Annotated in this window: 21 protein-coding genes; 10 read left to right on the forward strand and 11 right to left on the reverse strand. The window is 66.6% G+C overall.

All coding sequences use genetic code 11. The annotated features are described in order from the left end of the window. Positions 1-23 precede the first annotated feature (23 nt). The 3 genes from AB4Z10_RS02420 to AB4Z10_RS02430 all read left to right on the forward strand — a co-directional run bounded on the left by AB4Z10_RS02420 (position 24) and on the right by AB4Z10_RS02430 (position 3,637). Entirely contained in the window at positions 24-2,246 is a 2,223-nt protein-coding gene (locus AB4Z10_RS02420; RefSeq protein WP_441468757.1) for a transglycosylase domain-containing protein, read from the forward strand. A 186-nt stretch (positions 2,247-2,432) separates the two neighbouring features. Beyond that, positions 2,433-3,008: a DUF1214 domain-containing protein gene (locus AB4Z10_RS02425; protein WP_441468758.1), complete on the forward strand. Its 576-nt coding sequence runs from the start codon at positions 2,433-2,435 to the stop codon at positions 3,006-3,008. Further along, positions 3,005-3,637, forward strand: a complete 633-nt coding sequence (locus tag AB4Z10_RS02430) for a DUF1254 domain-containing protein (protein ID WP_441468759.1) — start codon at positions 3,005-3,007, stop codon at positions 3,635-3,637. The genes AB4Z10_RS02425 and AB4Z10_RS02430 overlap by 4 nt, the downstream gene beginning before the upstream one ends. 10 nt (positions 3,638-3,647) lie before the next feature. On the opposite strand, the gene AB4Z10_RS02435 is transcribed toward AB4Z10_RS02430, so the two are convergent. Together AB4Z10_RS02435 and AB4Z10_RS02440 are read right to left on the reverse strand one after the other, a co-directional pair. Further along, a complete protein-coding gene (locus AB4Z10_RS02435; protein WP_441468760.1) occupies positions 3,648-4,445 on the reverse strand; it encodes a hypothetical protein in 798 nt (265 codons plus the stop codon). Further along, complete coding sequence (locus AB4Z10_RS02440; RefSeq protein ID WP_441468761.1) at positions 4,442-4,645, reverse strand: hypothetical protein; 204 nt, start codon at positions 4,643-4,645, stop codon at positions 4,442-4,444. The genes AB4Z10_RS02435 and AB4Z10_RS02440 overlap by 4 nt, the downstream gene beginning before the upstream one ends. 169 nt (positions 4,646-4,814) lie before the next feature. On the opposite strand from AB4Z10_RS02440, the gene AB4Z10_RS02445 reads away from it, so the two are divergent. Next, positions 4,815-5,951 carry a DUF2336 domain-containing protein gene (locus AB4Z10_RS02445; protein ID WP_441468762.1) on the forward strand — a complete coding sequence of 379 codons (1,137 nt, stop codon included), beginning with the start codon at positions 4,815-4,817 and terminating at the stop codon, positions 5,949-5,951. 9 nt (positions 5,952-5,960) lie between these two features. On the opposite strand, the gene AB4Z10_RS02450 is transcribed toward AB4Z10_RS02445, so the two are convergent. The 3 genes from AB4Z10_RS02450 to AB4Z10_RS02460 are packed head-to-tail and all read right to left on the reverse strand — an operon-like array spanning position 5,961 to position 8,726. Further along, complete coding sequence (locus AB4Z10_RS02450) at positions 5,961-6,296, reverse strand: DUF1491 family protein (protein WP_441468763.1); 336 nt, start codon at positions 6,294-6,296, stop codon at positions 5,961-5,963. Between the two features lie 18 nt (positions 6,297-6,314). Continuing rightward, positions 6,315-6,908 (reverse strand): hypothetical protein, encoded by a 594-nt coding sequence (locus AB4Z10_RS02455; protein WP_441468764.1) that lies wholly within the window; start codon positions 6,906-6,908, stop codon positions 6,315-6,317. A 15-nt stretch (positions 6,909-6,923) separates the two neighbouring features. Next, entirely contained in the window at positions 6,924-8,726 is a 1,803-nt protein-coding gene (locus AB4Z10_RS02460) for a sensor histidine kinase (RefSeq protein ID WP_441468765.1), read from the reverse strand. 314 nt (positions 8,727-9,040) lie between these two features. On the opposite strand from AB4Z10_RS02460, the gene AB4Z10_RS02465 reads away from it, so the two are divergent. Both AB4Z10_RS02465 and AB4Z10_RS02470 read left to right on the forward strand, forming a co-directional pair. Further along, positions 9,041-9,319, forward strand: a complete 279-nt coding sequence (locus AB4Z10_RS02465; RefSeq protein ID WP_441468766.1) for a hypothetical protein — start codon at positions 9,041-9,043, stop codon at positions 9,317-9,319. A 103-nt stretch (positions 9,320-9,422) separates the two neighbouring features. Further along, on the forward strand, positions 9,423-9,851 hold the full coding sequence (locus tag AB4Z10_RS02470) for a SufE family protein (protein WP_441468767.1): 429 nt from the start codon (positions 9,423-9,425) through the stop codon (positions 9,849-9,851). A 6-nt stretch (positions 9,852-9,857) separates the two neighbouring features. On the opposite strand, the gene AB4Z10_RS02475 is transcribed toward AB4Z10_RS02470, so the two are convergent. The 3 genes from AB4Z10_RS02475 to AB4Z10_RS02485 form a co-directional block, all read right to left on the reverse strand. Continuing rightward, positions 9,858-10,655 (reverse strand): DUF6456 domain-containing protein, encoded by a 798-nt coding sequence (locus tag AB4Z10_RS02475; protein ID WP_441468768.1) that lies wholly within the window; start codon positions 10,653-10,655, stop codon positions 9,858-9,860. After that, complete coding sequence (locus AB4Z10_RS02480; protein WP_441468769.1) at positions 10,655-11,017, reverse strand: helix-turn-helix domain-containing protein; 363 nt, start codon at positions 11,015-11,017, stop codon at positions 10,655-10,657. The genes AB4Z10_RS02475 and AB4Z10_RS02480 overlap by 1 nt, the downstream gene beginning before the upstream one ends. Before the next feature lie 193 nt (positions 11,018-11,210). Then, complete coding sequence (locus AB4Z10_RS02485; protein ID WP_441468770.1) at positions 11,211-11,627, reverse strand: Ros/MucR family transcriptional regulator; 417 nt, start codon at positions 11,625-11,627, stop codon at positions 11,211-11,213. Between the two features lie 392 nt (positions 11,628-12,019). Here AB4Z10_RS02485 and AB4Z10_RS02490 point away from each other — a divergent pair, with 392 nt between their 5' ends. Further along, entirely contained in the window at positions 12,020-14,131 is a 2,112-nt protein-coding gene (locus AB4Z10_RS02490) for a S9 family peptidase (RefSeq protein WP_441468972.1), read from the forward strand. Here the strand turns inward: AB4Z10_RS02490 and AB4Z10_RS02495 are convergent, their stop codons facing one another. Continuing rightward, on the reverse strand, positions 14,132-15,490 hold the full coding sequence (locus AB4Z10_RS02495; protein ID WP_441468771.1) for a hypothetical protein: 1,359 nt from the start codon (positions 15,488-15,490) through the stop codon (positions 14,132-14,134). A gap of 288 nt (positions 15,491-15,778) precedes the next feature. On the opposite strand from AB4Z10_RS02495, the gene AB4Z10_RS02500 reads away from it, so the two are divergent. Continuing rightward, positions 15,779-16,378 (forward strand): superoxide dismutase, encoded by a 600-nt coding sequence (locus AB4Z10_RS02500; RefSeq protein WP_441468772.1) that lies wholly within the window; start codon positions 15,779-15,781, stop codon positions 16,376-16,378. Between the two features lie 71 nt (positions 16,379-16,449). On the opposite strand, the gene AB4Z10_RS02505 is transcribed toward AB4Z10_RS02500, so the two are convergent. Both AB4Z10_RS02505 and AB4Z10_RS02510 read right to left on the reverse strand, forming a co-directional pair. Then, on the reverse strand, positions 16,450-18,135 hold the full coding sequence (locus AB4Z10_RS02505) for a methyl-accepting chemotaxis protein (RefSeq protein ID WP_441468773.1): 1,686 nt from the start codon (positions 18,133-18,135) through the stop codon (positions 16,450-16,452). A 121-nt stretch (positions 18,136-18,256) separates the two neighbouring features. Beyond that, complete coding sequence (locus tag AB4Z10_RS02510) at positions 18,257-19,090, reverse strand: ChbG/HpnK family deacetylase (protein WP_441468774.1); 834 nt, start codon at positions 19,088-19,090, stop codon at positions 18,257-18,259. 123 nt (positions 19,091-19,213) lie between these two features. Between AB4Z10_RS02510 and AB4Z10_RS02515 the strand changes: the two genes are divergently transcribed. Together AB4Z10_RS02515 and murJ are read left to right on the forward strand one after the other, a co-directional pair. Beyond that, positions 19,214-20,245 (forward strand): glycosyltransferase family 2 protein, encoded by a 1,032-nt coding sequence (locus AB4Z10_RS02515; protein WP_441468775.1) that lies wholly within the window; start codon positions 19,214-19,216, stop codon positions 20,243-20,245. Positions 20,246-20,361: 116 nt separating this feature from the next. Continuing rightward, positions 20,362-21,888, forward strand: coding sequence for a murein biosynthesis integral membrane protein MurJ (gene murJ, locus AB4Z10_RS02520; RefSeq protein ID WP_441468776.1), 1,527 nt, complete (start codon positions 20,362-20,364; stop codon positions 21,886-21,888). Positions 21,889-21,891 lie beyond the last annotated feature (3 nt).

A 21,891-nucleotide genomic window follows, 5' to 3' on the forward strand; every position in this document is an offset into this window, starting at 1 on the left:
CATTCGAGAAGCCTGGAACGGCCATGGAGTTCAGGAAGGCAGGCTGGAAGACGCGGCTGAAGCGCTATGCGCTCGCCGCCGACTCATGGCTCGATGCCAGCCTGTGGGGTGCGGGCCGCGGCGCCGGAGAAATCTACGAACGCATTCGCAGCCAGGCCGACCGCCTGACGGTCACCGGATTCAAGCGCATCGCGGCCGAGTTCGCCAGCGAAGGCCTGAACATCGGCATCGTCGGCGCCCTCATCCTGCTGATGCTCGCGCTGCCCGCCTTCCGCATCGGCAATGAGGAAGCACTCAAGAACCAGGTCCTCGCCGTCACTTTCCTCGACCGCTACGGCCAGCCGATCGGCCATCGCGGGGCGCGTCACGACGACTCCCTCAAGCTGGAGGAGATGCCCGACCATCTGCTCAAGGCCGTGCTGGCGACCGAGGACCGCCGCTTCTACGACCATTTCGGCATCGACTTGATCGGCACCTTCCGGGCGTTGCTGGTCAACACCCGGGCTTCGGGCGTGGTCCAGGGCGGCTCGTCATTGACCCAGCAGCTCGCCAAGAACCTCTTCCTCAACAACGAGCGCTCGCTCGACCGCAAGATCAAGGAAGCCTTCCTGGCGCTGTGGCTGGAGACCCGGCTGAGCAAGAACGAGATCCTCAAGCTCTATCTCGACCGCGCCTATATGGGCGGCGGCACCTTCGGCGCCGCGGCGGCGGCCGAATACTATTTCGGCAAGTCGGTGAAGGACGTTTCGCTGGCCGAGGCGGCGATGCTCGCCGGCCTGTTCAAGGCGCCGACGAAATATGCCCCGCATGTGAACCTGCCGGCCGCCCGCGCGCGTGCCAACGACGTGCTCAACGCCATGGTCGATGCCGGCTTCATGACCGCCGGCCAGGTCGACAGCGCCAAGCGCAATCCGGCGACACCGGTCGATCGCAAGCGCGATTCCAGCCCCGACTACTATCTCGACTGGGCCTTCGACGCGGTGAAGGAGCTGGTGGCCGAGGGCAAGCTCGGGCCGGATCGCGTTCTGCTGGTGAAGACACCGCATGATTCCGCGATCCAGGCACGCGCGGACGAAGCGATAGAGACGGTTCTGCGGCAGCATGGCCCGGCCTATCGCGTCAAACAGGCCGCGACCGTCGTCATGGATCCGGACGGGGCGGTGCGCGCCATCGTCGGCGGCCGGGACTATGGCGCGAGCCAGTTCAACCGCGCGACCGCGAGCCAGCGACAGCCCGGCTCATCATTCAAGGCCTATGTCTACGCGGCGGCGCTGTCGTCGGGGCTCTACAAGCCCTCCACCATCGTCACCGACCGCCCGGTCTGCATCGGCAACTGGTGCCCGAACAATTACGGCCGCTCCTATGCCGGCTCGATACCGCTGACAGTCGCGCTGGCAAAGTCGATCAACACGATCCCCGTGCAGATGTCGATCGCCATCGGCCGTGCCACCGGCGAGACGCACGAGGCGCGCGCCGCCGCCATCGGCCGCAAGAAGATCGTCGAGACGGCGCATGCCATGGGCCTGACCACGCCGCTCACCGACACGGTCTCGCTGCCGATCGGCGCGGCCGAGGTCACCGTCATCGACCAGGCAGCGGGCTATGCCGTCTTCGCCAATGGCGGCAAACGGGCGAAGCCCTATGCCGCCATCGAGATCGCCAACTCGCAGGGCGAGGTCATCTACCGCCACGACCGGGACGAGCCGCCGCCCAAGCAGGTGCTGAGCGCGCAAGTGGCGCAGGACATGAACTTCATGCTCTCGAAAGTGCCGACCGAGGGAACCGGCCGCCGCGCTGCGCTCGACGGGGTCGTGACGGCCGGCAAGACCGGCACCACCAACGGCTACAAGGACGCCTGGTATGTCGGCTACTCCGGCAACCTCGTCGCGGCCGTCTGGTTCGGCAACGACAACTCGGCCGAGACCGCCAACATGACCGGCGGATCGCTGCCGGCGATGACCTTCAAGGAGATCATGCAGTTCGCCCATCAGGGGCTTGAGCTGAAGCCGATTCCGGGCGTGCCCACCACCGATCCCAAGGCTCTGGTCGTGGCCAAGGCCGGCGCAGCGGCGCCTGATGCGGGCCAGCAGCCCGGGCCCGGCGCCGGACACATGCCGCGGCAATCCTTCGAGGCGCTGTCGGCCGTCGGCTCGCTGTTCAAGACGATCGAACGATCGCGCGTGGCCGGCAGGCCGGTGCAGGTCGGCATCCGCGAGGTTTCGGGGGCCGACACGCGGCTGCGCTAGATCACGCTGCGATTGGGTGAAAGCGTCCGATCGCAGGAAAGGTGATCGATCCTAAAAGCTTAGAGCATGCTTTAGGCGAAAGGCCGCCGCCAGCTTTTCGCAGCGTGCCGGAGGCGCGTACGGTTGACGGCCCGTGTTCACACGGGTCAATTCGCGTGAGGGGCATCACGCCAGCGGAAGGCAAGCGTGCGGATTCTCGATCTCGCCTATATCCTTGCGCTCGGAGCGGGGCTCGGCCTTGGCTCCGCGCATTGGGCCGTGGCCGGCCGGCCCGCCCTCGGCAAGGTCGAGGTTGGGGCCTGGATGGCCTGGCCCCGCAGCGGCGGGCGCGACATCGACCCTTACATGCGCGCCTATCTCGCCCGCGGCGTCCATCTGCCGCTGGGCTCGGGCGAAGGCCTCGAGCTCATCGCCGAGCGCGACGATGACGGACAACTGCTCGACGGGCGCTGCCGCTACTGGCTGTCCGGCGCCACGCCGACGACGCGCGGCTGGACGCTCGGCGTCACCGATACCGACGGGCTGCCGTTCAGACTGCCGCTGGAACGCACAAGCTTCACGGATTCCGAGATCGTCCGGACCGAGGACGGACAATTGTCCATCGCGGCGGCTGCAACGCCCGTGGCAGGCAACTGGCTTCCCCTGCCGGCGAGCGGGCGCTTCCAGTTCCGCTTGCGCCTCTACGACACTCCGATCTCCAGCCAGACGGGCGAGACGCGGGCGACCAACCTGCCCCGCATCGAACGCCTCGACTGCCGATGAGCGCGATCGAACACGACATGGCGATGCCCCCTGCTCCATCCGCGGCAAAATGGAGAGCCCGGCTGCGCAGCGGCTTCGTGCGCCTTGTCATGACCACGCTGGCGGGGCTGATCCTCGCTGCCATCGTGCACATCGTCACCATCCTGGCCGTGCCCTCGCTGTCCTTGCACGATGCCGCGCACGCCTATCGCGAACTCGGCACCAACGGCCGTGCCGAACTCATCCCGGCGCCCGGCGATGCGCGGGGGCTGCCGGCGCTGCGCGAAGCCGACCCTGATGTCGTCACCGCGATCTGCAGCTACGATCTCTCCAACGGGCCGATGCGCGTCGTCGCCAGGACCGGCGCTCTGCCGCTCGGCCTGACACTGCACCGTCAGGGCGGCGGCGTGATCTACGCGATCACCGACCGGGCGGCGATCCGCGGCGTGCTCGAATTCCTGGTCATGACCGAAGCCCAGCGCGACGAGCGCATCGCAGCCGACGAGGAAGGCGAAACCAGCCGGGAGCTGCGTATCGTCTCCGATACCGAGCAGGGGCTGATCGTGGTGCGCGTCCTCGTCCGCCTGCCGTCCGACAAGGCCGATGCCGAAGGGCTCGCGACGGGTGTCGAATGCGGGATGGCGAACTGAGCGAGACCCGCTAGCCCTTGTAGACCACGGGCCGCTTGCCCTCGCCGAAAGTGCCATTGAGCTGCATCTGGCAGAGCGGAGCGGATTCGGCCGCCAGCGCCATGATCGCGCGTTCGGCCCGAACCGCCTCACGCGAGGGCATCTCGACGACGAGATTGGTCAGCGCGTAGCGATAGCTCCTGATCCGGAAATCCAGGCGCTCGCAGACCCAGTAGATCAGTCCCTCATTCTCGATCACGCGCGCCATGGCCGGCTCCTGCTTGCCGGGAATGACATCCGGCGAGGCCTCGGCGGCACGCATGCGGACGCGATCCATGGTGACGACGCGCATCGCATTGGCGCGGAACGGGCCAACCAGCAGGCGGTCGGCATTCGCGTCTTCCGCGAGGCGGTTATAGCGCGAGACTTGCGAGGCGAAGGACATCGAGGTCAGCCCGCGGAAATAATCCGAAACGTCGTTTGATTGTGCCGCGACCGGCAGGATGCGGCTATGCGCGAAGTTCGATATCTCGCCCTGGAAGACGCTGTGCGGGCTGCCGGGCATGACGAAGCGCCAGGCGCGATCGCGAAGCTGCTCCTCATCGTCAGTCAGACGGAAATAGGACGCAGCCTCACCTCGCCCGGCCGCCGACAGGAAGCCCGCCTCCGGAGCGATCAGCTGTGACCAGACGGTCGGGCGCGGGCGGCCGAGATCGCCGTCGGTCGCCGAGCAGGCGGAAAGGGCAAGCCCTGACGACAGCGCCAGGGCGGCAACGCTTCGGGACCGGCGCCGGAGCGGCCGCGTTTCATCGGGTAGTCGTCGTCTCACGCGGGCTGCCTGTGATCCATCTTGCGCATCGCCTTGCGCGGACGCCGCGCGGGGCGCGCCTTGGCCTGAAGCGGCGAGGTTTCGGCAGAGCGCTCATAGCGGACACCGGTGAAGAACAGGATTTCCGCCGTGCGTCGCGGAAACGGGCAGGACCGCGCCTGCGGGTAGCGGTAGAGCGCAAAGGGGATGATGACGGCCATGCAGCGCCTCCTATCCAGCGCCCGAGTTGCAATCGCGAGAGCCGTCCTGGTGCGCGAGGCCGCACCCGACGCAGGCCCTCAAGGACATCAGGCTCCAGCATGGTTAACGTGGCCTTAATGCCTCGGGGATAATTTGAGCGAACCCATCGGATTCGCAGCCGAGCCAACCATGCCTGCCCGTATCTCCCAGGAACTCGCCGATCTTGCCCGCCTCGCCCGCGACGGCGACCTCGGCCTCAGCCAGGTCTCGCTGCGGGTGAAGGCCGACCTGCTGATGTCGACCCCGCAGCCGCCGCGGGAGGATCTCGCTGCCTTCAACGAGATGGCGGTGATGCTGGTTCCGACCGTCGACGAGCCGACCGCGCTGATCCTGGCGCGCAAGCTCGCGGGTTGGCGGCATACCCCACTCGCGGTGCTGACAACGCTGGCCGCGCGCGGCGGCGCGGTCCTGATCGAGATGCTGCGTCATGGCATGCCGATTTCGCCCGCCGAGCTCGAACGGCTTGCCGAGACCGGCGACGCCGCTATCCGTAGCGCCCTCTCCGTCCGCAAGGACCTCACCAACACCGCGGTCCTGCTGCTGGTTTCCGAAGCCGAACGCGCCATCGATCTCGCCCTGATCGGCAATCGGGAGGCCCCGCTGCCCCGCGCCGCCGTCGACACGCTGATCGCCCGCTCGCGGGTCGACGCGGCCTATCAGCTCGGCCTGCTGGCACGCGAAGACCTGTCCAATCTCGAACTCGCTCCACTTTTCCTCCGCGCAGGGCCGGAGCGCCGCCTCGCCATTCTCGAATCGCTGATGGCGCGCGAGGCCCTGCATCCGAGCGAGCGGCGGCCGGCAGTCGCTAGCTCGACCTTTGCCGACTGGCTCATCCTGGCCGGCGAAGACCGCACGAGCGCATTCGCCGCGGTCGCCGGGCATCTCGGCGGCGGCGCGCCGTTCGCTGCTGCGATGGTAGAGGATGATTCACGTGATCTTGCGGCTCTGAGCCTCATCGCCAGCGGAGTGCGCGTCGAAGACGCTACGCGCTTCCTGATCCGCCTCGGCGACGAGACGGCGCATTCGGTCGAACGGATCTTCGCGCTGGTCGATCTGATGCGGCTGGTCAAGCCATCGATCGCGTTTCGGCTGGCGATGCAGATTGCCGGCGTACTGCCGGTGTCCGCTTCGCCGCGCAAAGGCCAGCACCAGCCGGCGATGGACCCGAGCGGAACGCCGGCCCGGCCCGGCGCTTCCCGCCCGGATGCTCAGCTCGGTCTCACCGAGGTTCTTGGCCGGATCGGCTCAAAGCGCGAGCGGGGCTGAGAGAAAGCGCTATCCGTCGGCCAGTTTGAGGCGCGGATCGCCGATCCGATTCTCGATCTCGACCAGCCAGAGATCGCTGTCGAAGCGCAGTTCCCTATCGACCCGATCCTCGACCGTGAGCGGATCGGCTTCGATCAGGAGTTGGAAGCGGCGCTCGCCATCGTCCTCGGCCAATGATTGGGGCGCCGGGCCGTAGAGGGCGGCCGTGCCGTCGAGGCGATCGAGCTTGACGAAGATCGCACCGGCCTCGCGCGCGCCCCGCCGCCGCAGCACCGCGAAGAGCCCGTCGAGACCGGCCTGGCGCAGATAGGCCGATACCCAGAATTCGCTGGTCAGGCGCGCCATCGCCCGGCGCCGCCCGGCTCAGTTCTCGGCCGATCGACGCGGCGCGGCAGCGGAACGGGAAGCCACGCCCTTGACGTCGGCCGGCGGGCGGAGATCGCCACCGTTGATGAGGTCGGCAATCGGGTCGCGGACCGGCGCGGCCTTGGGTACCGACGTCGTCGCCGACTGCGCCGTGCGCGGCTGGCTGGCGACCGGGGCCGGCGGACGCGGCGCCGCCTCGCGCACCGGCTGCGCATTCGAAAGGTCGGACGGCCGCGCCGGCGGCCGCGACGGCACCGCGGCCGGCGTCGGAAGCGGAGCCGGTGCAGCGTCCTGGATCGGCGCCGAGGCCGGCTCGGAGCGGCGTTCAGCCGCCGCGCGCGGCGGCGCCGCCGGTGCAGCCGAGAGCATCGGCGCCGGGTGACGCGCCTTCTGGAACATCAGCGCATTGGTGACGATCGCGCAGGAAACGATACCGAAGGCGAGAAGCAGGATCGCCCGGCCCGGCCGCCGCCCGACCGTGCGGCTGATCCGCCCGAGCCAGGACGATTTGCGGCGTGCCGGCTGCGCGCGCCGGACGGGGGCGGACAGGGAGGCGCTGGAATGGGCGCGGGCGGCCATGGTCACGGACATCGGTCAGCTCGGTTTTCAGGCAGTCAGACGGAGTGGTTCTTTGGTTTCGAGCCCCTTCCGCGGAGCCCGTGCGAAAGTGACGATCTTGGCCAGCGGCTCGACGGCTTCGGCGCAGCCGACCGGCAGCCGGATCGAGACCCGCGTGCCGACGCCGAGCGCGCTCTCGACCGTCATGCGCCCGCCATGGAGGCCGACCAGGCCACGTACGACCGAGAGGCCGAGGCCGGTGCCTTCATGGTTGCGGTCATAGGCGCCCCTGACCTGGAAGAAGGGATCGCCCAGCCGCGGCAGGTCCACGGCCGCGATGCCGATGCCGGTATCGGAAACGGAGAGGTCGATCATATCGCCGTCGCGGACGATAGCGAGCACGACGCGCCCGCCTGCCGGCGTGAACTTGATCGCATTGGACAGCAGGTTCAGCACGACCTGCTTCAGCGCACGCCGATCGCCCTCTATCGACGGAAGCGCCGGGCCGGCGACACGGTCGAGCGCAATGCCGCCGTTCTCGGCGCGCAGCGCCATCAGCGTGCAGCAGTCGCGGGCAAGTTCGGCGAGATCGAGCGGGTCCCGCTCGATCTCCATCGCGCCGCTCTCGATCTTCGAGATGTCGAGCAGGGTGTTGACGACTTCGAGCAGGTGGTGGCCGGAGGCATGGATGATCCGTGCGTATTCGAGCCGCTTGGCCGCATCGATCCAGCCGTTCTCCTCGGAGCCCAGCATCTCGGAAAAGCCGATGATGGCGTTCAGCGGCGTCCGCAGTTCATGACTGACCGTCGCCAGGAACTGCGCCTTGACGTCATTCGCACGCAAGGCCTCTGCGTGGCCGCGATCGCGCTCCTCGTCGGCGGCCCGGCGCTCCGTGACATCGCGCATCACGCAGACCACGGCGGCACCGTCCTTCGCCTCGGCCTCCCCCGTGCGATAGGCCTGCATTTCCAGCCAGAGCGACACCGGCCGGCGATTATCCCCTTCCCGCGGGACGAAGAGCGTGCGGAAGCAGGCCGTGGCGGTGCCATCGCCATGGGCGGCATCGCTCAGCGCCTTCAGAAAGAGCGGACGGTCCGCGACATGGACGCGATCAAGCAGGCCGCGCCCGAGCAGTTCGCGCGGCTCGGCACCGGCGAGCGCACGCGCCGCGGCGTTGGCGAAGACGACGGCGCCGCCGGCGTCATGCCAGGTCACGAGATCACCGACGTGATCGAGGAGAAGCTGCGCCCGCGTATCCGCCGCACGGTGCGCGCGTTCCGCGACATCGCGCCGACGCAGCATGATCGCGGTTGCGATCAGCACCTGCGCCAGGGCCGCGATGACCAGCATCGACATTGCTTCGCTGGTCCAGACGGCAGGCCCGGCCAGGAGGCCGAGATGCTGCAGGCCGATGGCGGTCGCCAAGGCAGTAACAGCCATCCAGCCTGCCCTCAGGACGAAGTCACGCGAACCGAAAAACGCTGCCTCGACCGGAACGACGACGAGCCACAGCAGCAGCGGCGAGGACAGGCCGCCGGTCACGGCGGCGAGCGCAACGATGAAGAGAGACAGGGCCGCCGAAGAAATCAGATGCGCGATGTCGAGCCGGCCGGTGCGGGAGAGCAGCACGACGGCCAGGACGGGAAGGGCCGCAGCCACAACCATGACCGCCTCGAAAGCTCCGAGCGCTCCGCGCCAGGCCAGATAGGCTGGAGCGAGACTGAGTGCACCGCCTCCGACGAGCAAACGCGACAGAACGAAGCGCTCATGGCGCAAACGCTCAGCCGGGTTCGACCGCACCGATGCATGTACCAGTGCCGCCGCCTGTGTCCTCAGTGCAGTGATCGCCATACGGAACGCAACGCCTAAACTTTGCGGACCACCCGTCCGCGTCACGCATCTCGCCACGTGCGGTTTAAGCGGGACTTAAGGCGCAAAGTCCCGGAACTTCCGACCGAAGCGTAAAACCGGATTTACCCATTGTTTTTCATACACTTAGGTGAAAATCACGCGTTTCCGTGATGGCGCTCGATGTTCGCGGCAGGGTGAATGGAACCTGAAGATCGCCTGTGGCATTCGACTCGCATTTGAACATCCGGAATGACGCGATTTTTCCGGATCGATGCCTAATCTCGCTTGCCCGGTGCCGAAGGAAGGCATCGGCGATGGAGATCGAGATGGCTCACTTCCTGCGCAAGGTCGCGATCATCGGGTTGATTGCGGTGAACTCTCCGGTTCACGGCAACAAGCCCGCCGAGACGACGCTGCCGCAGACCGTCCGCCACGCCGTCGAAACCGCCCAGGCGAGCGCCCGCAACGCCGCCGGCAGCCTCACCGCCGCGCGCGAGGCGGCGGAGATCCTCGCCGGTCTCGATCCTGTGATGCGCGAGCGCATCCTGAACGCGGCGATGACGACCGCGACGGCAAAGCCAACGACGCGCTAGCGGCGCAGGGAGAGACCGGGCTTTGCGCGCTTGACGCGGAACTCCCCTCGCGGGAAGAGGTCGCGCGCCCTATCTGAAGGGGACAATCGCAGCCAGGCAGGTCATGACAGCAAGCCTCGACGAGATCGTCGCCAATTTCGAGCTGCTCGACGAGTGGGACGACCGCTATCGCTACCTGATCGAGCTGGGCAAGAGCCTCGAACCACTGTCCGAAGCCGCACACAACGACGCCAACAAGGTGCGCGGCTGCGCGAGTCAGGTCTGGCTCGAAGCGCGGCGCGAAGGCGGCCCCGGCCCGCAGACACGACTGCATTTCCGTGGCGACAGCGACGCCCATATCGTGCGCGGGCTGGTCGCACTGGCACTGACCATCTTCTCGGGGCGGCCAGCTTCCGAGGTCCTCGCAACCGATGCCTTCGCCATCTATGAGCGGCTCGGGCTCGCCGCCCACCTCACGCCGCAGCGCTCGAACGGCGTGCGCGCGATGATCGATCGGATCAAAGGCGACGCCCGCGCTGTCGCAGAAGGCTGAGCGGCCTCATCCGGCCGCTGCCGGGAAGAGCGTGGGACGTGCGTCCCCAGCGTGCCAGTTTCTGAAAGCGGCCGGCTGCGCAGAGTGGTGCAGGCCGTAATGCGTCGCCAGCGTAGCCAACGCGATGCGGAGCACGACCTTGGCCGAGCGTGCCGGCCAGCGGCGCTCCCTCTCGACGAGATCGAGCCCCTTCAGAAAGCCGCAGACATCGATGACGAGCCCCGACAGCTCCGGGCCCAGCTTGTCGCAGGCCAGCCTGACGCGCTGGCGGGCGGCGAGCGAGGTATCGGACGCTCCCGCCATGTCGCGGGGCCCCGGACCGCGCTGTTCGGGCGTGAAAGCCGCCTCCCAGTTCATCGTCGTACGAGGCAGCATCTGGGCCATCGTGATATCGGCCCGGAAACGTTCGCCGGCAGCGAACTCCTCGTCGCTCATTTGCGGCTTTCCGTCTTTTCCGGGGCGGCGATAAAGCCAGAGCAGCGGACTCTCGCGCTCGTCGAGTACGGGCTGGGGCGGACCCGCCGTCGCCAACGGGGCCTCCTCCGTCAACGGGCAAGCCGCTGCTCCCCCGTAGAGAACGAGCCGCGCCGCCTTTCCCGTTCCGCTCCATGCGATCTCCCCATCGGCAATCAGCACGGTCACCGTCTCCGCCGAGACGTAGCCCGCGCCCAGGCTGGCGCCTCGCGCCTCCCGATAGAGCGCGATGCGGCCACATCCCAGCGGTGAGGCGACGGCATAGCACCCGGGCTGTGCGAGGTGCCGCAGCAAGCGATGCCGTTCTTTGCGATCCTGTCCGGCTGTCATCAGTGCGCCTCCCCTGCGCGGCGCTCCAACCTGCTCATCAAGGCAAGAAGCGCTGCTTCGAGCGCGTTGAGCCCGCATTCGAGACGCAGGTCGTCGCGACGATCCTCAACCAGGGCACAAGCATGCCGGACCGTCGTCCGGTCGCGACCGAAACACGTGCCCACGCGCGTCAGGCTGAGACCGAAAGTGACATGGGCGAGATACATCGCCATCTGCCGCGCCAGGGCCACCTGCCGAGGGCCACGCGTGGCACCGCGCAGAGCGGTGAGAGGAACGCGTGCCATTCCGGCAACCGCAGCCTCAGCCAGCCGCGCCCCTGCCGCGGCGCGCAAGGAAGTCTCGCTCTCAACATAAATGTTCATGCTATGTTCCTATTTTCAGGCAACACCTGCCGCTGGCGATCCATTGCCGAAATAGGACTATAATCTTAAATTCTGACTTGCAAGCCTTAGCGACAGCCTATCCCCGGCTCCTGCCACGGGCTGACAGGTATGAAAAAAGCCGCCGGGGAACCGGCGGCTTCCTCTTTGCCAAATCGGCTGGTCGGACCGGGACTCAGCGGCGCTTCCGGCGCTGCTGACCCAGGCCCATCTTCTTCGCGAGCTGCGAGCGTGCCTCGGCATAGTTCGGCGCAACCATCGGGTAGTCCGGCGGGAGGCCCCACTTCTCACGGTACTGCTCCGGCGACATGTTGTACTGCGTGCGCAGATGCCGCTTCAGCGACTTGAACTTCTTTCCATCCTCGAGGCAGATCAGGTAATCGGCCGTGATCGACTTCTTTACAGGAATGGCCGGCTTCGGCGCCTCCGCCTGAACAACCGGGGCTGCTCCACCGATGACGCGATTCAACGCCGAATGAACTTCGCTGATCAGAGCAGGCAGCTCGGATGCAGGCACGGAATTGTTCGAAACATAAGCGGATACGATATCCGCGGTCAGTTCGATGAAATCCGACCCCTCGTGTTCGGTCATGGCGGTGTCACTCCTTATCGTTCTTGGTAGCGGTTTTCTGAGGATCGCCCGTTTTTCTCTGCCTAATTTCTGACCAAACTTTGCGATAGCGGATCAAGCACTACCGCGCCCAGAATCGGACAACGCGGACTGATCGAGATAAGCGTTTAGTCTATGCCGTCTATTCATGCAAGAGAACAATTCCCAACAATTGAAATTCTGGAAAGCTCTATAATTCAACCCTAGCGCGAGTGCTTTTCATTGCACCGCAAAATCAATCGCACGTTTCCGGAGGTATCTTGCCAGCGCGCGCGCCGCTCTCTACCTGTCGCGGCACTTATCGGAGAATTCCCATGCGCTCGGATCAGCATCGTCAGGTTCGCGGCACACCGCCGTCCCGCCGCGGTGGCCAGATGAAGGCGCCAAGCGCCGAGATCAGGACGAAAGAGACCGTCGCCCATGGCGTCGTACTACGCGACGACTATGATTGGTTGCGGGCGGCGAATTGGAAAGACGTCCTGCGGAATCCCGATGCATTGCCGGGCGATATCCGCAACTATCTCGAAGCAGAAAACGCCTATTGCAAGAAGCTGATGGCGCCGACACGCGCCCTACAACGCGACCTCGTCAAGGAAATGCGCGGGCGAATCAAGGAGGACGACTCCAGCGTGCCACAACCGGACGGCCCGTTCCTCTATTATTCACGCTATCGCAAGCGCGCAGAGCATCCGCTGATCTGCCGGCGCCCACGCGGCCCGGCCGATGCGGGAAAAGCGACACGCGAGCAGGTCATGCTCGACGCCGACGCATTGTCCGAAGGGAAGGACTTCTTTGACCTTGGCGATACTGCGCACAGCCCCGACCACAAGCTGCTTGCCTGGAGCGCCGATGAAGCCGGCTCGGAACTACATACGATCCGCGTCCGTGACCTAGAGAGCGGCGCGGATCTGCCGGACCAGATCAAGGATACAACCGGCGATATCGTATGGGCGAATGATTCACGCTCGTTCTTCTATGTCGCGCTCGATGCAGATCATCGTCCGTCGCGCGTGCTGCGCCATCGTTTGGGCACGCCCGACAGCGCGGATGAATTGCTGCACGACGAGGCGGATGCCGGCATGTTCGTCGACATCGACCGGACGCAATCGAGCCGATTCCTGCTGATCACCATCAGCGACCACGAGACATCCGAGACGCGCGTGGTCGACCTCGGCGAGGATGATGCCAGGCCTGTCCTGATCGCGCCGCGACTCACCGGACGGCAATACGCGCTGGAGCATCACGGCGACGACTTCCTGATCCTGACCAATGCCGACGGCGCCGAAGACTTCAAAATCGTCAGCGCACCCCTCTCCGAGCCCGCGCTCGAGAACTGGCGTGATCTGGTGCCGCACAAGCCGGGGCGGCTGATCCTCAGCCATGTCTGCCTGAAGGGACGGCTGATCCGGCTGGAACGCGAAGACGGACTGCCCCGCATCATCATCCGCGATCTCGCCGGCGGCGCAGAGAACAGCATCGCCTTCGAAGAAGAGGCCTACGGTCTCGGCATGGACCCCGGCTACGAATTCGACACGGATACGCTGCGGTTCATCTACGCATCGATGGCTCGGTCGGCAGAAACCTACGACTACAACCTCGCCACCGGCGAGCGAACCTTGCTGAAGCGGCAGGAGATCCCTTCGGGCCATGACCCAGCCGCCTACAAGGTGCGCCGCATCTTCGCGACGGCGAAGGACGGCGAGCGCGTGCCGATCTCGATCCTGCATCGCGTCGACACGCCGCTCGACGGCTCAGCGCCATGCCTGCTCTATGGCTATGGATCGTATGGCTCGGCGATGTCGGCGTCGTTCCGGACACGGCCGCTCAGTCTGGTCGATCGCGGCTTCGTCTACGCGATCGCCCATGTTCGCGGGGGCACGGACAAGGGTTGGCGCTGGTATCTCGACGGCAAGCGCGAGAACAAGCGCAACACCTTCACCGACTTCATCGCTGCGGCCGAGGCGCTGGCAGAGGCCGGCTTCACCAGCCGCGGCCGCATCGTCGCTGAAGGCGGCAGCGCGGGCGGCATGCTGATGGGCGCGATCGCCAACATGGCGCCCGAGCTCTTCGCCGGCATCGTCGCAGAGGTGCCCTTCGTCGACGTGCTCAACACGATCCTGGACGACACGCTGCCGCTGACGCCGCCGGAATGGCCCGAATGGGGCGACCCGATCCGCGACGCGAAGGCGTTCGAGACGATCCGTAGCTATTCGCCCTACGACAATGTCACGGCGCAAGCGTATCCGCCGATCCTCGCCATGGGCGGGTTGACCGATCCGCGCGTGACCTATTGGGAACCCGCGAAATGGGTGGCGAGGCTGCGCGCCACGATGACCGGCGGCGGGCCGATCATGCTTCACACCAACATGGAGGCCGGCCATGGCGGCGCCGCCGGCCGCTTCGACTCCCTGAAGGAGACGGCGCTGGCCTATGCCTTCGCAATCCAGACGGTTGGCGAAGGCTGGCCGGACGCCGGGGACGCTTGATCACACGCCCAAGCGGCTCTTCTCGCTGGCGAGATAGACCTTGAGCTCGTCCATCGAGGCGAAGCTGTACTCGCCATCGGGGGTGCGGGCCCGGATCGAGCCGTCGGCATAGATGGTGAAATGGGCGTCGCCGACCTGATAGGCGCCGACGACGCCTTCATCGGAAGCCGCCCGCTCCGGCGAAGGTACCTGATCGTCCTCCACCTTGTCCTCGACGGCCGGAGCGTGCGTGGCGGGCGCAGCCTGTGCGTCCTCATCCGGCACGGCATCGTCCAGAGCAGCTTCAGCCTGCGCCTCGATATCGGGTTCCTCCGCTACCGGCTCGGCAGGAGCGGCAAACTCAAGCGCCTCCGTGCGGGGCGGCCATGGCGGCGAAGCGGCCTCGGCAGCGGCTTCCTCCGCCGGTTCCGGGTTCTCGAACCATGGTTCCTTGCGGGGAGAGGCCTTGTCCATCCAGGCTTCCGCCTCGGCGAAGGGATCGGTCTCCGGCTCGAGCGTGGGCTCGATCCGCGTGCCGGCCTGGACAGGTTCGTTCAGGTGACCGGCCAGGCTCTCGCGCAGCGCGCTGAACTCGTCGAGATCGGCATCACGTCCGGCAGGCTTGCTTTCATCCTGCCCAGCCGCGAACGGATTCTCGTGCTCCTGCGAAGGTTCGGAAGCAGCAGGGGCCGGCTCGACCGCATGCGCCAGGGCTTCGTCCTCCCCCATCGACTGGATCTTCGCGGCAACGATTTCCGCCGGCTCGTGGCTCTCCGTCTCGATCGCGATCGGAGCGTCCTTCGGCTCTTCGGGTTTCCCGAACGCCATCTCCTCGAACATGTCGGGCAGCGGTTCGGCAGGCTCGCGGGACGTTGTGTCCCCTTCGCCATCCTGCTGGGGCTCCGTCTCTTCGAGACGCTTTGCCACCAATGCTCCGAACAGATCCCGATCCGGGGGCGACGCGCGCTCGGCAGCAGGCGCCGCCGTTTCCCGCGCCGGGGCCACGAGCGCATCGGCCACCGCGCCGACAGCGACGGCACCAGCCGCAGCCCCAACCGCCGCAGGCGCGATCGCAGACTGTTTCGCGAGGCGCTCCTCGCGTGCAGCCTCCCATGGCGCACGAACCGGCTCGGCGGCAGCCGGCGCCGGCTGCACGTCCGCCCGCATCTGCACGCCTTCCGCCAGCGACCGCTTGAGCGCCGCGATCTCGCGCAGCACCCAGGCAAGCGACAGAAGGATCAGGCCGGCGCTGCTCGCGATCGAGCCGATGATGACCTGGGTGAAACCGCGCTCGAGGACCAGATAGGGCCAGCCGTCATAGACGGCGTAGGCACCGCCGCCGAAGAGAACGAGGCCCAGAACGGTAAAAATCGCGATCAATTTCGCATCCTTGGCATGAGCCGCGCCGACGCTGAAGTGAAGCAATGGCGTGCGACTATCTAACGTATTGAATAAGGGAGAGTTTCCAATCCGGACCGCTTAGGCGGAGGAAATTGGCGTGATTGTGGCCGCCTGTCGAGAAGACATGCGCATTTCGCGGTGGGAGCGGTTGTCGGCCGGCGCCGGGAGGCTTAACTATCGCGTGGAATGGCAGGGCCTCCCTGCCCCCGTCCATTGACGGCAAGCCATTCTCATTCAAGCGATTTTCATAGCCCAAGGAGAGGCCTCATGTCTTTTACTCTTCCTGATCTGCCCTACGCTCATGATGCTCTCCAGCCCTTCATGTCGAAGGAGACGCTCGAGTATCATCACGACAAGCACCACCTCGCTTACGTGACCAACGGCAACAACGCGATCAAGGGCACGGAATTCGAGGGCAAGTCGCTCGAGGAGATCGTCAAGGGCTCCTACGGCAAGAACCCGGCCGTCTTCAACAACGCCGGCCAGCACTACAACCACCTCCATTTCTGGAAGTGGATGATGCCGAATGGCGGCGGCAAGCTCCCGGGCGCGCTCGAGAAGGCGATCGTCGACTCCTTCGGTTCGGTCGACAAGTTCAAGGAAGACTTCGTCGCGGCCGGCATCGGCCAGTTCGGCTCGGGCTGGGCCTGGCTCGAGGTCAAGGGCGGCAAGCTCGCCGTGAGCAAGTCCCCGAACGGCGAAAGCCCGCTCGTCCATGGCGCCACGCCGATCCTCGGCGTCGACGTCTGGGAGCACTCCTATTACATCGACTATCGCAACCGTCGCCCCGACTACCTGAAGGCCTTCCTCGAGAGCCTGGTGAACTGGGAGTATGTTGCGGAGCTCTACGACGCCGCCAAGGCCTGAGCCTGTCGGCAAGCCCAAATGCAGACGGGGCCTCGCGGCCCCGTTTTTTTTATCGCAGGTCCTGCAGCCGTTCAGGATGCGACATTGCGCAGGAACTGGTCGACCGTTGAATCGAGGCGCTGTGCCTGAGTGGAAACCTCGCTGGCGGCGCTGCGCACCTGCTCGGCCGAGCGCCCGGTTTCCTCTACGCTGTCGGCCAGCACGCTGAGATCGCTCGAAACCGAGAGCGAAGACGAACTCGCCATCGCCACACCGCTGGCGATCTCGCCGGTGGCGATCGCCTGCTGCTCGATCGAGGTCGCGACCGAGTTCGCGAACTTCTCGATCGCATTCATACGCTCGGCGATGTTCTGGATCGCACCGACGACCTGGCCGGTGGCGCCCTGGATGGCAGCGACCTGCGCAACGATGCGATCGGTCGCGTCCGCTGTCTGTGCAGCAAGCGACTTCACTTCGGAGGCGACGACAGCAAATCCCCGCCCTGCCTCACCGGCGCGCGCGGCTTCGATGGTGGCATTGAGCGCCAGCAGATTGGTCTGCGAGGCGATGTCACGGATCAGGTTGACGACCTCGCCGATCGCACGCGCCGTCTCGTCGAGTTCACGCACGGAGCCCGCCGTATCGCGCGAGGCCGAAGCCGCCTCGACGATCTCGGTACGAACACGCCGCACCTGAAATTCGACTTCCCGGATGGCCGCGCCCATCTCCTCGGCGGCCTGGGCGGCGTTCTCGACGTTGCCGGAAGCGCCGTGGGCATTGTCGGCAGCCCGTGCGGCACGCTGAGAGGATTCCGCCGCGACGCGCGCGAGACCGTCCGATGCCTCGCGCATCCGCTCCGCATTGTTCTTGAAAGCTTCGAGCGCGAGCCCGACCTCGCTGCGGAACGAGGTGATCGCCATGTCGACGCCCTGCTGGCGCGCGCGCTGCTCATCCTCCGACGCGCTCTGGTTCTGCTGCAGCGTCGCACGCTCAGCGAGACGAACCTTGAGCACGCCGAGCGCGCGGGCGATCGCACCGATCTCGTCGCGTCGCTCCAGCGCATCGATCGGCGTGTCGAGCTTGCCGTCAGAAATGCTGACGATGGATTTCGTCATGTTGCGCAGGGGGCGCATCGCCCGCGACAGCGAGAACCAGAGCAGCGGCCCGAGCACGACCAGGATGAGCAGGCCGAGCCCGATGGTGACGAGCTGCTCCCAGGCGGCACGCGCCACGAGCCGAGTCTTGTCGAAGCGCAACGCCACATAGCCGATCAGCTTGCGCTGGCTGCCAACGCGCACGGCATGAATCTTGGTCACGAAGACATCGTCCTCGATCGCGATCTCGTCGCGGCCCTGCAAGGCCTTCCAGGGCTCCTCGCCGACGATACCGGTCAACCACCGAGGCGTCAGCGAGAGACGCGCCTCCTCGGTGCGGCCGGCCGATGCCAGGGCGGAAAGATCATCCCCGACCACGCCGGCATCGAAATCGGGATCACGCTGCAACGAGGTCAGGATGTAGCCGAGGGTATTGGTGTCCCGCGACAGGATGAGCGACGGCGCCGCATTGACCACCATCAGGGTGAGCGCCGTGACCTTCTGATCGAGATCGGCACGTGTGCGGGCATCATTGTAACGCGCGATCGCCATGACGACGAGGACGACTGTCACTGCAACAATCGCCACGGCGGCGGCGGCGATCTGTCGGCTGAGCGAACCAAGGTCCCGCCCGACCGGCTGCGCCAACTCGCCCGCAACCGAGGCGCGTCTGAACCACGTCATCGCCCCGAACATCCTCGAAATCCGGCGCCAGCAGCTGATAAGCGGCCCGCCAATCCAACCCCTGCGGCGACATTCGCCGATCCCGGTAAACAAATCGCTTGCGTATCGGGCCCGGCGTGCCTCAGCCCGCCAGTTGGTGGAAGCGTCGCAGCGGCATGTCGGGCGGCGGCTCGAAGGCGGCCAAGGCCGCATGCTCGATGGGGCGCGTCGCGGTGACCGGGTCGAGCCCCGCCAGTTCGGCATCGATGAACCCAGGATGGCACATGACGAGATGCAGCTTGCCGGGAGCGATCAGGAAGCGGGCGAGATCAGCGCCGAAATCGCGATGCGGGTCGAACGGTGCCACTCCCGCGAAGCCGGAGTTGACGCGCAACTCGCGCCTGAGCGCCGCGCTACGGAAACCCGCCGCAAGCCCGGCGATGACGAGCGCCTTGCCCACCGCCACGCCGCGAGCACGAATTGCCGCGATCCGATCGGCCGGGTCGCGCACATAGAGCGAGCCGGCGGGATAGCGCCGGGCGAGCAAGTCGAGCAGCGCCCGCCGCACGCCCGGCAAGACATGCACATGCTGGTGACCATCGACGAAGTCCGGCGGGCGGCCCATCGCATCCTCGAAAGCGTCGAGCTGTCGCACTATCTCGTCGGCTATCTCGGCTCTGACCACGCCCGAGACCGCAGCGGCACGCGCGACGTCCTTCAACCCCGGCAGGGCACCGTGGGGGGCAAGGCGCGCCATGGTGCCAATCGGGGCCGCGCAGGTCAGGTTCAGATGGAGGCCAAGATCGGCCGTGCCGGAGAAAGCGGCGAGCTCCGGCGCCAGCCGCCGCCAGTGCGGTCGGTTGGTCATGGCGCCGGTGGCGGTCAGCCTGCCGCGCGCCAGCAGATCCAGAATCCCCCGGCTGACGCCCTCGGTCATGGCGAAATCATCGGCGCAGAAGATGAAGCCTTTCGCCATGCCGTTTGTTGTCCCTCGTTCAGCCGGATCGCGGTATAGCGCGCCGGGCTTGTCGGCCGGCAAGCTTTAAGGTTCTGTGCGTCGCGCGTCACCTTGTCGAGGAGGCGCGTGGAAAGGTTGTTCGTGTCGGATTCCGCATCCCAGCCGGTTCAGCGCGCGCCCCGGGCGGCCCGCTGGCCGGAGCTTTCGATCGTCGTGCCCGTGCACAACGAGGCCGAGAACCTGCTGCTGCTGGTCGGCCGGCTGCGCAGCGTGCTCGAGGGTCAGGTTTCCTCCTGGGAAATCGTCTTCGTCGACGACGGCAGCCGGGACGACACGTTGTCGGTGATCCGAGGCCTGAACGCCGCCGACCCTCGAATCAGCGCCGTCTCCTTCAGCCGCAACTTCGGCAAGGAGATCGCCATCGCCGCCGGGCTCGACCATGCGATAGGCGATGCCGTGGTCATCATGGATGCCGATCTCCAGCATCCGCCGGAAGTCATTCCGGCCTTTCTGGAGAAATGGCACGAGGGCTATCTCAACATCTACGGCCAGCGCATCGACCGCGAAGATGAAACCCCGCTGAAGCGCAACTTCGCCAAGGCCTTCTACCGAATCTTCTCCTATTTCGGCGAAACCGATTTGCCGGAGGGCGCCGGCGATTTCCGGCTGCTCGACCGCAAGGCCGTCGATGCGCTGCGGGCGCTGCCGGAGCGCGCGCGCTTCTCGAAGGGGCTCTATGCCTGGGTCGGCTTCCGTTCGATCGGCGTGCCCTTCCATGTCGCCGAGCGCGAGCACGGCCAATCCAAGTTCAAATATCGCAAGCTGTTCTCCTTCGCCTTCGACGGGCTGTCCTCCTTCTCCACCGTCCCGCTCAAGATCGCGACCTGGTCGGGCGCCATCATCGCTGTGATCGCAGCTCTGAGCGCCGTCTACTTCCTCTTGCGCACGCTGCTGTTCGGCACCGACCTGCCCGGCTTCCCGTCGCTGATCGTCTCGATCATGTTCTTCTCCGGTATCCAGCTGCTTTCGCTCGGCATGATCGGCGAATATGTCGGGCGCATCTTCGCCGAGGTGAAGCGCCGGCCGCTCTACCTGATCGGCGAACGCGTCGGCTTCGACGCGCGCACCGTCGACCACCCGCGCGGCGACGCGCTGCCGCCGTTGATCCGTTGAAGAACATGGCAGGGCGTCATTCTCGGGCTTGACCCGAGAATCTCGTTCAGGAAGAGGCTCAGGCGCCTCGCCGTCCCGAGATGCTCGGGTCAAGCCCGAGCATGACGAGGTTGCAAATGCTCAGAAACATCCTGTCGGTCGGCGGCTATACGCTGATCTCGCGCCTCACCGGCTTCGCTCGCGACGTCATGCTCGCGGCGGTGCTCGGCGCCGGCGCGATGATGGACGCCTTCTCGGTGGCGCTGCGCCTGCCCAACCATTTCCGCGCCATCTTCGGCGAGGGCGCCTTCAACCAGGCCTATGTGCCGACCTACGCCCATGTCGCCGAGCGGCAGGGCCAGGAGGCGGCGAATCTCTTCGCGGACCGGCTCTTCACCGTTCTCCTCGCCGTGCAGATCGTGCTGCTGGTGCTGGCACTGCCGCTGATGCCCTGGCTGGTGACGCTGCTGGCGCCGGGCTTCGTCAACGACCCCGCCGTCTTCGATCTCGCCGTCGCCCTGACGCGGATCACCTTCCCCTATCTGCTGTTCGTGACCATGGTCACGTTCCTGGGCGCAACGCTGAATGCGGTCGACCGCTTCGCCGCCTTCGCGGCCGCGCCGATCCTGTTCAACCTCTTCATCATGGCGGCGCTGGCCGTGCCCTTCCTGTTCCCCAGCGCAGCCTATGCCGCGGCCTGGGGCGTCGCCGTCTCGGGCGTGGCGCAGTGGATCCTGCTCTATGTCGCGGCCAAGCGTGCCAAAGTCTCCAGCACGATCGTGCGGCCGCATATGGATGCCGGCGTCCGGCGCTTCCTCAAGACCTTCGGCCCGGCGGTGATCGGCTCGGCCGGGCAGCAGATCGCGATCTTCGCCGACACGATCATCGCCTCGCTCTTGCCGCGCGGCGGCTATGCGGCGCTCTACTATGCGGAGCGGCTCTACCAGCTACCGCTCGGGCTGATCGCCATCGCGGTCGGCACCGTCGCTCTCTCCGCCATGAGCCGCGCGGTCGCGCGCGGCGACGAGGCTGCCGCCAACCGGGCGCAGAACCGCGCGATCGCGATCTCGCTCGTCGCCAGCGCCCCCTTCGTCGCGGCCTTCGTCGCAGTGCCCGAGCTGATGGTCGCGGGGCTCTTCCAGCGCGGCGCGTTCGATGCCCATGCGAGCGCCGCCGCCGGCGCCGTGCTTTTCGCCTATGCGCTGGGCCTGCCGGCGATCGTGATGATCCGCACGCAAGTCTCCGCCTTCCAGTCGCGCGGCGACACGACCACGCCGATGCTGGTGGCGCTCGCCGCCATCGCCTGCAATCTCGCGCTCAAGCTCGTGCTCTGGCGCGACTGGGGTGCACCCGGCCTGGCGCTGGCGACCGCAGCCGGCGCCTGGGTCAATCTGCTGGCGCTGTTCGTGCTGGCGCGCCGGCGCGGCTGGACAGTGCCCGACCGACGCCTCCCCGGTTTCGCGGCAATCGTCTGCGGCGCCGCCGCCCTCTGCGGCCTGCTGGCATGGTGGGGGGCGCCGCTCGTGATCAAGCTCACCGCATCCCTGTCCTTCGAGCCGCTGCTGGTCGCGGTGCTGCTGATCTCAACCGCTGCGGCTCTGCTCTACGCGCTCATCGCAGGCGGCGGGCTGAAGGCGGCGGGGCTGCTGAAGCTGCTGCGCTGACGG

This window comes from Allobosea sp. RAF48, assembly GCF_052114025.1.
Taxonomy (GTDB): Bacteria; Pseudomonadota; Alphaproteobacteria; order Rhizobiales; family Beijerinckiaceae; genus Allobosea.